The 15,796-nt window shown below is 72.4% G+C and carries 10 protein-coding genes; 7 read left to right on the forward strand and 3 right to left on the reverse strand.

Going from position 1 to position 15,796, the window contains the following annotated elements; translation table 11 throughout:
• The first annotated feature begins 141 nt into the window (after window positions 1-141).
• From lgt to ACFVSN_RS21435, 4 genes are all read left to right on the forward strand, one after another.
• Window positions 142-1,248, forward strand: a complete 1,107-nt coding sequence (gene lgt / locus ACFVSN_RS21420; protein WP_380440520.1) for a prolipoprotein diacylglyceryl transferase — start codon at window positions 142-144, stop codon at window positions 1,246-1,248.
• Between the two features lie 148 nt (window positions 1,249-1,396).
• On the forward strand, window positions 1,397-2,134 hold the full coding sequence (locus ACFVSN_RS21425; protein WP_380440518.1) for a VIT1/CCC1 transporter family protein: 738 nt from the start codon (window positions 1,397-1,399) through the stop codon (window positions 2,132-2,134).
• A 450-nt stretch (window positions 2,135-2,584) separates the two neighbouring features.
• Window positions 2,585-7,171, forward strand: a complete 4,587-nt coding sequence (gltB, locus tag ACFVSN_RS21430) for a glutamate synthase large subunit (protein WP_380440517.1) — start codon at window positions 2,585-2,587, stop codon at window positions 7,169-7,171.
• Complete coding sequence (locus tag ACFVSN_RS21435) at window positions 7,164-8,624, forward strand: glutamate synthase subunit beta (protein ID WP_387591264.1); 1,461 nt, start codon at window positions 7,164-7,166, stop codon at window positions 8,622-8,624. The genes gltB and ACFVSN_RS21435 overlap by 8 nt, the downstream gene beginning before the upstream one ends.
• Window positions 8,625-8,838: 214 nt before the next feature.
• On the opposite strand, the gene ACFVSN_RS21440 is transcribed toward ACFVSN_RS21435, so the two are convergent.
• Entirely contained in the window at window positions 8,839-9,810 is a 972-nt protein-coding gene (locus ACFVSN_RS21440) for a DUF5937 family protein (RefSeq protein ID WP_380440513.1), read from the reverse strand.
• 67 nt (window positions 9,811-9,877) lie between these two features.
• On the opposite strand from ACFVSN_RS21440, the gene ACFVSN_RS21445 reads away from it, so the two are divergent.
• From ACFVSN_RS21445 to ACFVSN_RS21455, 3 genes are all read left to right on the forward strand, one after another.
• A complete protein-coding gene (locus ACFVSN_RS21445) occupies window positions 9,878-11,095 on the forward strand; it encodes an MFS transporter (RefSeq protein WP_387956394.1) in 1,218 nt (405 codons plus the stop codon).
• Window positions 11,096-11,173: 78 nt separating this feature from the next.
• On the forward strand, window positions 11,174-12,040 hold the full coding sequence (locus ACFVSN_RS21450) for a helix-turn-helix domain-containing protein (protein WP_380440509.1): 867 nt from the start codon (window positions 11,174-11,176) through the stop codon (window positions 12,038-12,040).
• A gap of 106 nt (window positions 12,041-12,146) precedes the next feature.
• Entirely contained in the window at window positions 12,147-13,604 is a 1,458-nt protein-coding gene (locus ACFVSN_RS21455; protein ID WP_387591257.1) for an aldehyde dehydrogenase family protein, read from the forward strand.
• Between the two features lie 37 nt (window positions 13,605-13,641).
• Here the strand turns inward: ACFVSN_RS21455 and ACFVSN_RS21460 are convergent, their stop codons facing one another.
• Window positions 13,642-14,574 (reverse strand): AraC family transcriptional regulator, encoded by a 933-nt coding sequence (locus ACFVSN_RS21460; protein WP_387591254.1) that lies wholly within the window; start codon window positions 14,572-14,574, stop codon window positions 13,642-13,644.
• 29 nt (window positions 14,575-14,603) lie between these two features.
• Window positions 14,604-15,530, reverse strand: a complete 927-nt coding sequence (locus ACFVSN_RS21465) for an NADP-dependent oxidoreductase (protein ID WP_387591251.1) — start codon at window positions 15,528-15,530, stop codon at window positions 14,604-14,606.
• Window positions 15,531-15,796: the final 266 nt, after the last annotated feature.

The raw sequence follows: 15,796 nt of genomic DNA on the forward strand, positions 1-15,796 counted from the left end.
GCCGCCCGCCGCCGCCGTCCCCTCCCCGTCCGGAGGGGGCGGCGGCCGGCCGTCGTGGGCGGCCCCGCCCCCTGTTGTTCGGTTTCTGTGACCCCTGGGGTGTCCGGCGGGGGCCGCCGACCCTGTAGCGTCGGAGCTGTCATGGATATCGCCTTCATTCCCAGCCCGTCGCGGGGCGTCCTCCACCTCGGACCCGTCCCGCTGCGCGCCTACGCCTTCTGCATCATCCTCGGTGTCGTCGTCGCCGTCTGGCTCGGCAGCAAGCGCTGGGTCGCCCGGGGCGGTGCCAAGCACACGGTCGGTGACATCGCCGTGTGGGCCGTGCCGTTCGGCCTCGTCGGCGGCCGGCTGTACCACGTGATCACCGATCACCAGCTGTACTTCGGCGACGGCCGCAACCCCTGGAACGCCTTCAAGATCTGGGAGGGCGGCCTCGGCATCTGGGGCGCGGTCGCGCTGGGCGCGGTCGGCGCCTGGATCGGCTGCCGCCGCCGGGGCGTGCCGCTGCCCGCGTACGCCGACGCCATCGCGCCGGGCATCGCGCTCGCGCAGGCGATGGGGCGCTGGGGCAACTACTTCAACCAGGAGCTGTTCGGCCGGCCGACCACGCTCCCGTGGGGCCTGGAGATCGCGCCCGCCCACCGTCCGGCCGCCACGCCCGATGCCGCCACCTACCACCCCACCTTCCTGTACGAGTCGCTGTGGTGCATCGGGGTCGCGCTGCTGGTGATCTGGGCGGACCGGCGGTTCAAGCTGGGCCACGGCCGGGCGTTCGCGCTGTACGTGGCCGCGTACACGGTGGGCCGGTTCTGGACCGAGTGGCTGCGGGTCGACGAGGCGCACGTCTACTTCGGCCTGCGGCTGAACGACTGGACGTCCATCGTGGTGTTCATCGGCGCCGTGGCGTACTTCCTGATCGTCGGCAAGAAGCGGCCCGGCCGCGAGGACCCGGCGAGCATCGACCCGGCCGCGCACGAGGAGGAGGCCGCGATCGCGGACAAGGCCGAGACCGCCAGCAAGGCCGAGACCGTGGGCAAGGCCGATGGTTCGGGCAAGGCCAAGGGGTCGGGCAAGGCCGAGACCGCGGGCACGGCAGAGGCGGGCGAGAAGAAGGCCGCCCCGTCCGAGAAGGTCGCCGGAGCCGGTGAGACCGCCGAGTTGTCTCGGCATGCGGACGATGAGCCGGGCGCCGAGAAGGCCGCCGCGACCGCCGAGAAGGCCGGCAAGGACGTCGAGAACCCGATCTGACCTGGGGCGTTCCCCGCACTGAGGCCACCCTTCGCACCGCCTGCGAAGGGTGGCCTCAGTGCTGTTCGGACAGCCTTACTTTGCTGGAAATGCCCAGGTCAACCCGGCTACGTTCGAGTCAGACGAACGAAGACGGAGGGGCAGAACCGTGAGCGCGACCATCCTTGAGCCCGAGGCCGGGCAGCACCCCCGCATACCCGCGGCGGACCACCACCGGGACGTCAACGGCGGCTGGCTGCGGCCCGCGGTGTTCGGTGCGGTCGACGGCCTCGTCTCCAACTTCGCGCTGATGACCGGTGTGGTCGGCGGTGCGGCGTCCAACGGCACGGTGATCCTCACCGGCCTCGCCGGGCTGGCGGCCGGTGCCTGCTCGATGGCGGCGGGGGAGTACACCTCGGTGGCCTCGCAGCGCGAGCTCGTCCAGGCCGAGATCGAGGCCGAGCGGCTGGAGCTGAGCCGCAACCCGCACGGGGAGCTGGCCGAGCTCGCCCAGCTGTACGTCTCGCGCGGGGTGGACCCGGACCTCGCCCACGAGGTGGCCCGGCAGCTGTCCGCGAACCCGGACCAGGCGCTGGAGATCCACGCCCGCGAGGAACTGGGCATCGACCCCAACGACCTGCCCTCGCCGCTGGTCGCCGCCGCGTCCTCCTTCGTGTGCTTCGCGCTCGGCGCCCTGCTGCCGCTCCTGCCGTACCTGCTGGGCGCGACGACGCTGCTGCCCGCCATGCTGCTCGCGGCGGCCGGGCTGTTCGGCTGCGGCGCCGTGGTGGCCCGTGTGACGGCGCGCAGCTGGTGGTACAGCGGGCTGCGGCAGCTCGTGCTGGGCGGCGCGGCCGCGGGGGTGACGTACCTGCTGGGCTGGCTCATCGGCGGGCACGTGGGCTGACCCGGGGAGGCGGGCGGCGGGCTGTGGGATGACACAGACCCTTGCATGACTATGCCGGTGAATGCGTGACGTTCCGCACATGGCCGTCGCGCATGGCCTGGCCTAGTCTCACCATCCGAGCCCTGGAGCCGCAGATTCGCATCTGCGACGCGGCCCCGGGAAAGGATTCGCAGGCGACCTTGATCGCCTCGTGTGGCGGTCCGGTTTCGCCCCTGTTTCGGGCGGCCGACCGCCGGGCACAATCGTCGGGACGTGCACTGTGGCGCGTCCCTTCACCCACCCCGTGACCTGCGGATCCGTCCACCATGCGGACGAGGCATTCCGCTTCCCGGGATCTTGGGCATCATGTAACTTGCACGAAATCGTTTCACCGCATCAGGGCCAACGTCGTCCCTACGTGCACCAACTTGCCGAAAGACGACGACGGGAGAGCCGATGCTGTCTGCATCCATGCACTCCGCAAACGAGCCCCAGGCCGGCGCCGCCCGCCCGCCGTACGCGCTCGTTCCGGATGCGCGACCTGCTGCTCAGGGCCTGTACGACCCGCGAAACGAGCACGACGCCTGCGGCGTCGGTTTCGTCGCCACGCTGACCGGCATCGCCGACCACACCATCGTCGAGCAGGCGCTGACCGTCCTGCGCAACCTGGAGCACCGCGGCGCCACCGGCGCCGAGCCCGACTCCGGCGACGGCGCCGGCATCCTCACCCAGATCCCGGACGCCTTCCTGCGCGGCAAGGTCTCCTTCGAGCTCCCGGCCGCCGGCTCCTACGCCGTCGGCATCGCCTTCCTGCCGGACGAGGACGCGGCGGCCGCCGCCGCCGTCGCGCAGATCGAGGCCATCGCCGCCGAGGAGGACCTCACCGTCCTCGGCTGGCGCGACGTGCCCGTCACCCCCGACCTCCTCGGCGCCACCGCGCGCAGCGTGATGCCCCGCTTCCGCCAGGTCTTCCTGTCGCACGCCGACAAGGCCGGGATCGAGCTCGACCGGATCGCCTTCGTCGTCCGCAAGCGCGCCGAGCGCGAGGCCGGCGTCTACTTCCCGTCGCTGTCCGCCCGCACCATCGTCTACAAGGGCATGCTGACCACCGGCCAGCTGGAGCCCTTCTTCCCCGACCTGTCGGACCGCACCTACGCGTCCGCCATCGGCCTGGTGCACTCGCGGTTCTCCACCAACACCTTCCCGAGCTGGCCGCTCGCCCACCCGTACCGCTTCGTCGCGCACAACGGCGAGATCAACACGGTCAAGGGCAACCGCAACTGGATGCGCGCCCGCGAGTCCCAGCTCGCCACCGACGTCATCCCCGGCGACCTGAGCCGGATCTTCCCGGTCTGCACCCCGGACCACTCCGACTCGGCCTCCTTCGACGAGGTCCTGGAGCTGCTCCACCTCGGCGGCCGGTCGCTGCCGCACTCGGTGCTGATGATGATCCCGGAGGCGTGGGAGAACCACGCCACCATGGACCCGGCCCGCCGCGCGTTCTACCAGTACCACTCCAACCTCATGGAGCCCTGGGACGGCCCGGCCTGCGTCACCTTCACCGACGGCACCCGGATCGGCGCCGTGCTCGACCGCAACGGCCTGCGCCCGGCCCGCTACTGGGTCACCGAGGACGGCCTGGTCGTGCTCTCCTCCGAGGTCGGCGTCCTCGACCTCGACCAGCAGAAGGTGGTCCAGAAGGGCCGCCTCCAGCCCGGCAAGATGTTCCTGGTCTGCCTCAACGAGAACCGGATCGTCCCGGACGAGGAGATCAAGGCCGGCCTGGCCGCCGAGCACCCCTACGAGGAGTGGGTCACCGCCGGGCAGATCCAGCTCGCCAAGCTCCCCGAGCGCGAGCACATCGCCCACACCCACGCCTCCGTCACCCGCCGCCAGCAGACCTTCGGCTACACCGAGGAGGAGCTGCGGGTCATCCTCGCGCCGATGGCGAAGACCGGCGCCGAGGCGCTCGGCTCGATGGGCACCGACTCGCCGATCGCCGCGCTCAGCGAGAAGCCGCGCCTGCTCTTCGACTACTTCGTGCAGCTCTTCGCGCAGGTCACCAACCCGCCGCTGGACGCCATCCGCGAGGAGCTCGTCACCTCGCTGCTCAGCAACCTCGGCCCCGAGGGCAACCTGCTGGCCGCCGAGGCCGCCGCCTGCCGCTCGGTCGGCATCACCTTCCCGGTGATCGACAACGACGAGCTGGCCAAGCTCGTCCACATCAACGCCGACGGGGACCAGCCCGGCCTCAAGGCCGTCACGCTGTCCGGCCTCTACAAGGTCGCCAGCGGCGGCGAGGGCCTGGCCGCGCGCCTGGCCGGGATCGCCGCCGAGGCCGACGCCGCGATCGCCGACGGCGCCCGCATCATCGTGCTCTCCGACCGCCACTCGGACGCCGAGCACGCCCCGATCCCCTCGCTGCTGCTCACCTCCGCGATCCACCACCACCTCATCCGCACCAAGCAGCGCACCCAGGTGTCCCTGCTGGTCGAGGCCGGTGACGTCCGCGAGGTGCACCACGTCGCGCTGCTGGTCGGCTACGGCGCCGGCGCGGTCAACCCGTACCTGGCGATGGAGTCCGTCGAGGACCTCGTCGCCCAGGGCGTCTTCATCCAGGGCGTCGAGCCCGAGAAGGCCATCCGGAACCTGATCAAGGCGCTCGGCAAGGGCGTGCTCAAGGTCATGTCCAAGATGGGCATCTCGACCGTCGCCTCCTACCGCGGCGCCCAGGTCTTCGAGGCCATCGGCCTCTCGCACGAGCTGGTCGACGGCTACTTCGCCGGCACCACCACCAAGCTCGGCGGCATCGGCCTGGACGAGATCGCCAAGGAGACCGCCGCCCGCCACGCCAAGGCCTACCCGGCCTCCGGCATCCCCGCCGCGCACCGCGCGCTGGAGATCGGCGGCGAGTACCAGTGGCGCCGCGAGGGCGAGCCGCACCTGTTCGACCCGGACACCGTCTTCCGGCTCCAGCACTCCACCCGCAACCGCCGGTACGACATCTTCAAGCAGTACACGGACCGGGTGAACGAGCAGTCCGAGCGCCTCATGACGCTGCGCGGCCTGTTCCGGCTCGACGCGCTCGGCCGCGAGGCCGTCCCGGTCGAGGAGGTCGAGCCGGTCTCCGAGATCGTCAAGCGCTTCTCCACCGGCGCCATGTCCTACGGCTCGATCTCCCGCGAGGCGCACGAGACCCTCGCCATCGCGATGAACCGCCTCGGCGGCAAGTCCAACACCGGTGAGGGCGGCGAGGACCCGGACCGCCTGTACGACCCCGAGCGCCGCTCGGCGATCAAGCAGGTCGCCTCCGGCCGCTTCGGCGTCACCTCCGAGTACCTGGTCAACGCCGACGACATCCAGATCAAGATGGCCCAGGGCGCCAAGCCCGGCGAGGGCGGCCAGCTGCCCGGCCACAAGGTCTACCCGTGGGTCGCCAGCACCCGGCACTCCACCCCGGGCGTCGGCCTCATCTCGCCGCCGCCGCACCACGACATCTACTCCATCGAGGACCTCGCCCAGCTGATCCACGACCTCAAGAACGCCAACCCGGCCGCCCGCATCCACGTGAAGCTGGTGTCCGAGGTCGGCGTCGGGACGGTCGCGGCGGGCGTCTCCAAGGCGCACGCGGATGTCGTCCTCGTGTCGGGCCACGACGGCGGCACCGGCGCCTCGCCGCTCACCTCGCTCAAGCACGCCGGCGGCCCCTGGGAGCTCGGCCTCGCCGAGACCCAGCAGACCCTGCTGCTCAACGGGCTGCGCGACCGCATCGTCGTCCAGACCGACGGCCAGCTGAAGACCGGGCGCGACGTCGTCATCGCCGCGCTGCTCGGCGCCGAGGAGTTCGGCTTCGCGACCGCCCCGCTCGTCGTCTCCGGCTGCATCATGATGCGCGTCTGCCACCTGGACACCTGCCCGGTCGGCGTCGCCACCCAGAACCCGGTGCTGCGCGACCGGTTCTCCGGCAAGCCCGAATTCGTCGTCAACTTCTTCGAGTTCATCGCCGAGGAGGTCCGGGAGATCCTGGCCTCGCTGGGCTTCCGCTCGATCGAGGAGGCCGTCGGCCACGCCGAGCACATCAACTCCCAGGCCGCCGTCGACCACTGGAAGGCCGCCGGGCTGGACCTGGCGCCGCTCTTCCACGTCCCCGAGCTGCCCGAGGGTGCCGCGCGCCACTGCACCACCACGCAGGACCACGCGCTCGACAAGGCCCTCGACAACCAGCTGATCACCCTCGCCGAGGACGCCCTGGAGCGCGGCGAGACCGTCCGCATCCAGCTGCCGATCCGCAACGTCAACCGGACGGTCGGCACCATGCTCGGCCACGAGGTGACCAGGCGCTACCGCGGCGAGGGCCTGCCCGAGGGCACCATCGACGTCACCTTCACCGGTTCCGCCGGGCAGTCGTTCGGCGCCTTCGTGCCCCGCGGCGTCACCCTGCGCCTGGAGGGCGACGCCAACGACTACGTCGGCAAGGGCCTGTCCGGCGGCGTCGTCGTCGTCCGCCCGGCCCGCGAGGCCGCGGCCATCGGCAACGACGCGCAGAACCACGTCATCGCCGGCAACACCATCGGCTACGGCGCCACCTCGGGCCGGATCCACCTGCGCGGCAAGGCCGGTGAGCGCTTCGCCGTCCGCAACTCCGGCGCCACCCTCGTCGTCGAGGGCGTGGGCGACCACGGCCTGGAGTACATGACCGGCGGGCGGGTCGTCGTCCTCGGCGAGACCGGGCGCAACCTCGCGGCCGGCATGTCCGGCGGCATCGCCTACGTCCTCGACCTGCGCCCCGCGAACGTCAACGACGGCATGGTGGGCATCGAGGCCCCCACCGCCGACGACCGCGAGTGGCTGCGCGAGACCGTGCAGCAGCACTACGAGGAGACCGGCTCCACCGTCGCCGCCGAACTCCTGGCCGACTGGGGCAGCGGGGTCTCCCGCTTCTCCAAGATCATGCCGACCGACTACAAGGCAGTGCTCGCCGCCAAGGACGCCGCTGAGCGCGATGGCCTCTCCGAGGCCGAGACCACTCGCAAGATGATGGAGGCGGCACATGGCTGACCCCAAGGGCTTCCTGACCACGCCCAAGCAGCTGGCCGAGCGCCGTCCCGTGGACGTCCGTCTGCGGGACTGGAACGAGGTCTACGTCGAACGCAGCCTCCTGCCGATCATCACCAAGCAGGCCGGCCGCTGCATGGACTGCGGCATCCCGTTCTGCCACAACGGCTGCCCGCTCGGGAACCTCATCCCCGAGTGGAACGACCTCGCCTACCGGGACGACTTCGTCGGCGCGATCGAGCGGCTGCACGCGACCAACAACTTCCCGGAGTTCACGGGCCGCCTGTGCCCGGCCCCGTGCGAGTCCGCGTGCGTGCTCGGCATCAACCAGGACGCGGTGACCATCAAGAACGTCGAGGTCACCATCATCGACAAGGCGTGGGACCGCGGCGGCGTCACCCCGCAGATCCCCGAGCGCCTCTCCGGCAAGACCGTCGCCGTCGTCGGCTCCGGCCCGGCCGGCCTCGCCGCCGCCCAGCAGCTCACCCGGGCCGGGCACACCGTGGTGGTGTACGAGCGCGCCGACCGCATCGGCGGCCTGCTGCGCTACGGCATCCCCGAGTTCAAGATGGAGAAGCGCCACATCAACCGCCGCGTCGAGCAGATGCGCGCGGAGGGCACCCGCTTCCGCACCGGCGTCCACGTCGGCGAGGACATCACCGGGCAGCAGCTGCGCGAGCGCTTCGACGCCGTCGTCGTCGCCGCCGGCGCCACCACGGCCCGCGACCTGCCGGTGCCCGGGCGCGAGCTCAAGGGCGTCTACCAGGCCATGGAGTACCTGCCGCTGGCCAACAAGGTGCAGGAGGGCGACTTCGTCGAGTCGCCGGTCAGCGCCAACGGCAAGCACGTCGTCGTCATCGGCGGCGGCGACACCGGCGCCGACTGCGTCGGCACCGCGCACCGGCAGGGGGCGGCCTCCGTCACCCAGCTGGAGATCATGCCGCGCCCGGGCGAGGACCGGCCCGGGCACCAGCCCTGGCCGACCATGCCGATGACGTACAAGGTCACCTCCGCGCACGAGGAGGGCGGCGAGCGGATCTACTCCGTGAGCACCACCCACCTCAGCGGCGACGAGGAGGGCAACGTCCAGGAGCTGCACCTCGTCGAGGTGGAGTTCAAGGACGGGAAGTTCGAGCAGGTCCCCGGCACCGAGCGGGCCATCCCGGCGCAGCTGGTCACCCTGGCCATGGGCTTCACCGGGACGGACGTGAAGAACGGGCTCGTCGAGCAGCTGGGGGTGGACCTCGACGCGCGCGGTAACATTGGCCGCGACGGCCGGTTCGCCACCAATGTCGATGGCGTGTACGTCTGCGGAGACGCCGGCCGTGGCCAGTCCCTGATCGTCTGGGCCATCGCGGAGGGCCGTTCGGCCGCCGCGGCGGTGGACAAGTACCTCGGTGGCAAGACCCCGCTTCCGGCCCCGATCCGGCCCACCGACCGCCCGCTCGTGGTCTGACGGTCCGACCGGCCCCCTGAACCCCCGGCACCGCATTGCCGGGAGCTCAACCCGCTGCCCCCGCCAGCGTCGTCGGGCCAATGCGGTCTCCTGGCGCTCGCCCCCTTCCCCGACCAGTTGGGGGGCGAGCGCCGACGCGTTTTCTGCGTGAAGTCTCTTCTGCCGCACGGTGGTTGATGGGTTTCGGCCACGGGGTGGGGCGCGTTCCGCTTCGTCACGGGCGCAGCAGCAGGTCCGCCGCCTCGGTGCGGGTGTACAGGACGGTGCGGCCGGTGCGGTGGCGGGCCAGGAGGCCGGCGTCGTGCAGGGCGCCCAGGTGGTGGGAGACGTTCGGGGCGGACAGGCCGGTCCGGGCGGCGAGCTCGGTGGTCGAGGCGGGGGAGTCCAGCTCGGCGAGCAGCCGGGCGCGGGTGCGGCCGAGCACGCGGGCCAGGCCCTCGGGGACGGGGGTGGCCGCCGCCTCCCACAGCGTCGCGACCCCGCGCGGCGGGTAGACCAGGGCGGGCTGCCACGGCGGGTTCTGCTGGGAGAACACGCCCGGCCAGGCGAAGACCGTCGGCAGCAGGACCAGGCCGCGCTCACCGTCCAGCCGCCGGTGGACGTCGATCCGGTGCCCGATCCGCAGGGTGTCGTGCTCCCAGGACACCCGCGGGTGCAGGTCCGCGAAGAGCGCCGCCGGGCCGCCCGCCGACATCTGCCGGCCGCGGCGCAGGACCTCCCCGTCGACGAGCCGCTGCATCCGCGGCCAGTGCGGGGCGATCGCCGCATCCCAGTACGCCCGTACCTCGGCCGTCAGCCGCTCCAGGCCGGCCTCCGGGTCCCGCGCCAACTCGGCGACCAGCGGGTGGAGTTCGCCGTCGAGCCGGCCGAGGTCGCGGCGCACCACGGCCGGGTCGGTGGCCGCCAGCACGGCCGTCTGCCCCTCGAACGTCCCGTCCGCGTCCGGCGGCACCGGGGTCAGGAAGTCCGGCACGTACACCGTCGGCAGCCGCACCAGCGCCGACAACAGCTCCCAGCCAACCCCCTCCAGCCGCTGCCGGGCCCCGCGCACCCACGGCAGGTGCGCGGCCTGCCGGCCCGGGTCCTTGAGCACCTCGACGCTCGTCACGACCTCGGTCAGCGGGGAACGGGCGAAGCGCGTGCGGGCCAGGTCCTGCGCCGAGAACTCCCAGGTCAGCACGGGCACCTCCGGTGAGGATTCGATCCTGGTGGAATCAGTGGGCGGTGGCGATCATGCCAGGGACGCTCGGTCCATGACCACCGTCACCGCGCCCCCGCTGCGCGACCGCCTCGGCCTGCCCGCCACCGCCGGCCGCGCCCGCCTGATCGGCGCCCACGTCATCGACAGCCTCGGCACCGGACTGATCCTCGCCTTCACCCTCGTCTACTTCGCGGGCACCACCGGCCTGTCCGTCGCCGCCGTCGGCGCCGCCGTCTCCACCGCGCGCCTGCTCGCCCTGCCCACCGCCGTCGCCGTCGGCCCGCTGCTCGACCGGTACGGCGCCCGCGCGGTCGCCACCGCCGGCAACGCGCTCTCCGCCCTCGCCTACGGCGGCTTCCTGCTCGCCCACCAGGCCTGGCAGATCGTGCTGGTCTGCCTGCTCGCCCAGGCCGGCCACGCCGCCTACTGGACCTCCAGCACCGGCCTGGTCGTCCTCGCCGCCGACGAGGGGCAGCGCCCGCGCTGGTTCGCGCTCGTCCAGACCCTGCGCAACGCCGGACTCGGCCTCGGCGGCGCGCTCGGCGCCGTCCTGGTCGCCGACGGCGGCGCCCTGCGGCTCCTGGTCGGGCTCAACGCGGCCAGCTACGCCCTCGCCGCGGCCCTGCTGGCCACCTGGCGGCCCGCCGGGGCCGCCCTGCCCCCGCAGGCCCGCACGGCCGCCCCCGGCGGCTACGGCGCCGTCCTGCGCGACCGGCGCTACCTGCTGCTGATCGCCGTCAACCTGACCTTCGTCCTCGCCTCGATGGTCCTCAGCGTGCTGCTCGCCGCCTACCTCACCGCCGGCCTGCACCGCGACGCGTGGACGGCCGGCGCGCTGCTCGTCCTCAACGGCGTCCAGGTGGTGCTCACCCAGAACGCCGTCGCCCGCCGGCTCGAACGCTTCCGCCCCACCCGGGTCGTCGCCGCCGGTGCCCTGCTCAACGCGCTCGCCTTCGGCCTCTTCGCCCTCGTCGCCGCCGCCCCCGGCTGGGCCGTCCTCGCCGGACTCCTCGCCGCCATGGCCGTCTACAACCTCGCCGAGACCGTCGCCACCCCCTTCCGCGAGGACCTCAGCGTCTCCCTCGCCGACCCCGAGCGGCGCGGCCGGTACCTCGCCCTCTACCAACTCTCCTGGAACGTCGGCCAGGCCGTCGCCCCCGCCCTGCTCACCCTGCTCCTCGCCCGCGCCGCCGCCCTGCCCTGGCTCTTCCTGCTCGTCCTCAGCGCCGCCGCCGTGCCCGCGCTGCTACGGCTGGAACGCACCGCCTGACGGACTGTTGTTCGTCGGTGCCAGATGGCAGACTGCGGCCGACGGCCGGGGGGCTGCGCGAGTGCGGAGGTTGACGCGATGAGCACGACTCAGGCAGGCGGAGGCGCGACGGTGCGGCGCCTGCTGCTGGGATCACACCTGCGCAAACTCCGCGAGGCCAGGGGCGTCAGCCGCGAGGAGGCCGGCTACTCGATCCGCGCCTCCGAGTCCAAGATCAGCCGCATGGAGCTCGGCCGGGTCGGCTTCAAGGAACGCGACGTCGCCGACCTGCTCACCCTCTACGGCGTCGACGCCGAACACGAGCGCGCCGGCGTCCTCGGCCTCGTCCGCGACGCCAACGCCACCTCCTGGTGGCACGGCTACGGTGACGTGCTGCCCCCCTGGTTCCAGAACTACGTCGGCCTGGAGGAGGCCGCCACCGAGATCCGCAGCTACGAGGTCCAGTTCGTCCACGGGCTCCTCCAGACCCCCGACTACGCCCGCGCCGTCATCGCCGCCGGCGGCCACGTCACCGAACCCGACGAGATCGAACGCCGCGTCGAGGTCCGCCTCAAACGCCAGGCCGTCCTCACCGCCGACCGCGCCCCCCACCTGCTCGCCGTCCTCGACGAGGCCGCGCTGCGCCGCCCCTGGGGCGGACCGGAACTGATGCGGGCCCAGATCGACCGGATGCTCGACCTCACCGACCTGCCCAACGTCGACCTCCAGGTGATGCCGCTGGGCTTCGGCGGACTGCGCGCCGAGGGCGGCGCGTTCACCGTGCTCGGCTTCGCCGAACCCGAACTGCCCGACGTCGTCTACCTGGAGCAGTTCACCACCGCGCTCTACCTCGACAAGCCCGCCGAGGTCGCCGAGTACACCGGCGCCATGGAAGGCCTCCTCGCCGACAGCCTCGGCGCCGAACCGACCCGGGAACTTCTGCGCTCCGTACGCCAAGAGCTTTAGTCCATCAGTACGATGAGCACCGATCAGATCTGATCAAAGGCGTTCCACACCGAACCGTGCCAGGCGCGATCTCCTGGGCACGCGTCTCAGGCACGAGAGGGATCGGATGTCGTACTTCTCCGAGTTGGCGGCGCAGTACATCGACGGCGAATGGCTGGCCGGCGACGGCTCCTGGGACATCGTCGACGTCGACCCCTACACCGGCGACAAACTCGCCACCGTCACCGTCGCCACCGTCGAACAGGTCGACCGGGCCTACCGCGCCGCCGCCCGCGCCCAGAAGGAATGGGCCGCCACCAACCCCTACGCCCGCCGGCTCGTGTTCGAGCGCGCGCTGCGCCTCGTCGAGGAGCGCGAGGACGAGATCACCCGCGCCATCATGGCCGAACTCGGCGGCACCGCCCTCAAGGCCGGCTTCGAACTCTCCCTCACCAAGGACATGCTGCGCGAGTGCATGCAGCTCTCCCTGCTCGCCGAGGGCCGCCTGCTGCCCTCGCCCGTCGACGGCAAGGAGAACCGCCTCTACCGGCTGCCCGTCGGCGTCGTCGGCGTGATCAGCCCGTTCAACTTCCCGCTGTTCCTGTCCCTCAAGGCCGTCGGCCCCGCCCTCGCGCTCGGCAACGGCGTCGTGCTCAAGCCGCACCAGGAGACCCCGGTCGTCGGCGGCACCCTCCTCGCCAAGATCTTCGCCGACGCCGGACTGCCCGCCGGGCTGCTCAACGTCGTCGTCACCGACATCGCCGAGATCGGCGACGCCTTCATCGAGCACCCGGTGCCCAAGGTCATCTCCTTCACCGGCTCGGACAAGGTCGGCCGCCACGTCGCCACCGTCGCCGCCTCCCACTTCAAGCGCACCGTCCTCGAACTCGGCGGCAACAGCGCCCTCATCGTCCTCGACGACGCCGACCTCGACTACGCCGTCGACGCCGCCGTGTTCAGCCGCTTCGCCCACCAGGGCCAGGTCTGCATGGCCGCCAACCGGGTGCTCGTCGACCGCGGCGTCGTCGCCGAGTTCACCGAGAAGTTCGTCGCCAAGATCGCCTCGCTCACCGTCGGCGACCCCAGGGACCCGGCCACCCAGATCGGCCCGCTCATCAACCCCGTCCAGGCCGACTCCATCAACGCCCAGGTCGACCAGGCCGTCCAGGCCGGCGCCACCGTCCTCCTGCGCGGCGCCACCGTCGGCAGCCTCATGGACCCCGTCGTCCTCACCGACGTCCCCGCGGACTCGCCCATCCTCCAGCGCGAACTCTTCGGCCCCGTCGTCCTCGTGGTGCCCGTCGACGGCGAGGACGAGGCCGTCCGCATCGCCAACGACACCCCCTTCGGCCTCAGCGGCGCCGTGCACACCGGCGACGTCGAGCGCGGCGTGCGGGTGGCCAAGCGGATCGAGACCGGCATGATCCACGTCAACGACGGGACCATCGCCGACGAGCCGATCGTGCCCTTCGGCGGCGAGAAGAACTCCGGCGTCGGACGGCTCAACGGCGAGTACACGGTCGACGCGTTCACCACGGTGAAGTGGATCTCGATCCAGCACGGGCGCAGCCGCTTCCCGTTCTGATCCGCTGCTGCTGCTGCTGCTGCCGCCGCTGCTGCGGTCAAGCGGCCCGGGCCTCCCGGCGGTAACCGCCGGGAGCCCGCCCGTACTCCCGCTTGAACGCCTTCGCGAACGCGTACTCCGAGCCGTAGCCCGCCTGCGCCGCCACCGCCGTCAGCGGCGCGTCCGACTCCCGCAGCAGACGCGCCGCCGTCGTCATCCGCCACCGCGTCAGGTACGCCATCGGCGGCTCGCCCACCATCGAGCTGAACCGGCGGGCGAACGCCGCCCGGGACAGGCCCGAACGCCCCGCCAGCGCCTCCACCGTCCACGCCGTCGCCGGCGCGCCGTGGATCGCCGCCAGCGCCGGCGCCACCGCCGAATCGCCCAGCGCGGCCGCCCACCCGGCGGCCGTCGCGGGCGGCTGCGCCTCGAACCAGGCGCGCAGGATGTACAGCAGCAGCGCGTCGACCAGCGCCGGCACGATCCCGGCCGAGCCGATCCGCGGGCGCTCCAGCTCGGCGCCCAACAGCCGCACGGCGGCGTCCAGTTCGGGGTGCGAGCCGCGCCCGCTCGCCAGGTGGATCAGCTCCGGCAGCTGGCGCACCAGCGGGTGCGGGCGGCCCTGGTCCAGGTGGTAGCTGCCGCACAGCAGGCTGGTGCGGGCGCCGTCGCCGCCGCCCAGCGAGAGCGTGCCGATCGGCAGGCTCTCCTCCACCCGGTAGGCCGACGCGTCGAGCGCCGGGGTGTCCGGGTGGTCGGCCAGGACGTGGCCCCTGCCGTCCCGCATGAAGACGACGTCCCCCGTGTCGAGCATCAGCGGCTCCGCGCGGCCGTCCTGCGGCACCAGCCAGCACGTGCCGTGCAGCACCACGTGGAACCCGGCGCCCATCACCGGCGGCAGCCGCAGGCCCCAGGGGGCACGGCCCTCGGTGCGGACGGACGCGGGGTGCGCCGTGCGCATCGAGCCCAGCGCCTCGGTCAGGATGTCCAACTCCCGGCCCTTCTCCCCGTTCGTACCGTTCAGTCGACGGTCAGGACGACCTTGCCCTGGACGCTACCGGACGCCACCAGCTCGTGCGCCCGGCCGGCCTCCGCCAGCGGGAACGTCGCCGAGACGTGCGGACGGACCAGGCCCTCGTCCACCAGCGCGGCGATCGCCTCCAGGCCGGCGTAGTCCGGCTCCACCGACACCCCGGCGAAGCGGCGGCCGGCGGCCTCGATCTCGGCGGCGAGGTCCTTGTTCCAGTGCTCCATGATCGTGACCAGCGTGCCGCCGGGCTTCAGCACCTCCAACGCCTTGGTGCCCTCGGAGGACGAGTCGAAGACGACGTCGACGTCCGAGACCGCCTCGGTGTAGTCGGTGGTGCGGTAGTCGATCACCTCGTCCGCGCCGAGCCCCTTCACGAACGCGTGCTTGGGCTCGCTCGCCAGCGCGATCACGTACGCGCCGCGGGCCTTGGCGATCTGCACGGCGAGGTGGCCGACGCCGCCCGCGGCCCGGTGGACCAGCACCCGCTGTCCCTTCGTGACGCCGGCCAGGTCCACCAGGCCCTGCCAGGCCGTCAGCGCGGCCAGCGGCAGGGCCGCCGCCTGCACGTGGTCGAGCGTCGCGGGCTTGCGGGCCAGCTGGCGCGAGGGCGCGGCGACGTACTCGGCGTAGCCGGTGGCGGCGCGCGGGAAGAACGGCATCCCGTACACCTCCTCGCCCACCCGGTACCGGGCCCCGGGCGCGGCCTCCTCGACCACCCCGGACACGTCCCACCCGACCCCGAACGGCGGCTCCCCGAGCAGCGGGAACGCCCCCGACCGCACCGCGATGTCCGCCGGGTTCACCGCACTGGCCCGCACCCGCACCAGCACCTCCCCGCTCAACAGCTGCGGCCGCTCCACCTCGACCACCTCCAGCACCTCGGGCCCACCGAACGCCTTCTGGATCACTGCACGCATCGAACTCTCCCTGTCCGTGGCCGGCCCGTCCGCCGGGCCGTTTGGCGATGCCTCCACGGTAGGGAGATCGAACGAGCGGATGAATATCCTCAAGTCTTCGGAAGATGTCCCGTCGTCTCGTCGGGAGGCTCGATCGATCAGGCGGGATAGCGGAGGAGAGCGTCGGTGGCGAGCTCGAACCCGAAGGGGGCGGGGATCGGCACGCGGTCGCCGAACGTGCCGTTCCAGCGCTGGTGGTAGCCGGTGTCGGACGGCTCGGATTCTTC

Origin of the sequence: Kitasatospora sp. NPDC057904 (genome assembly GCF_042887925.1) — a bacterium.
GTDB lineage: Bacteria > Actinomycetota > Actinomycetes > Streptomycetales > Streptomycetaceae > Kitasatospora.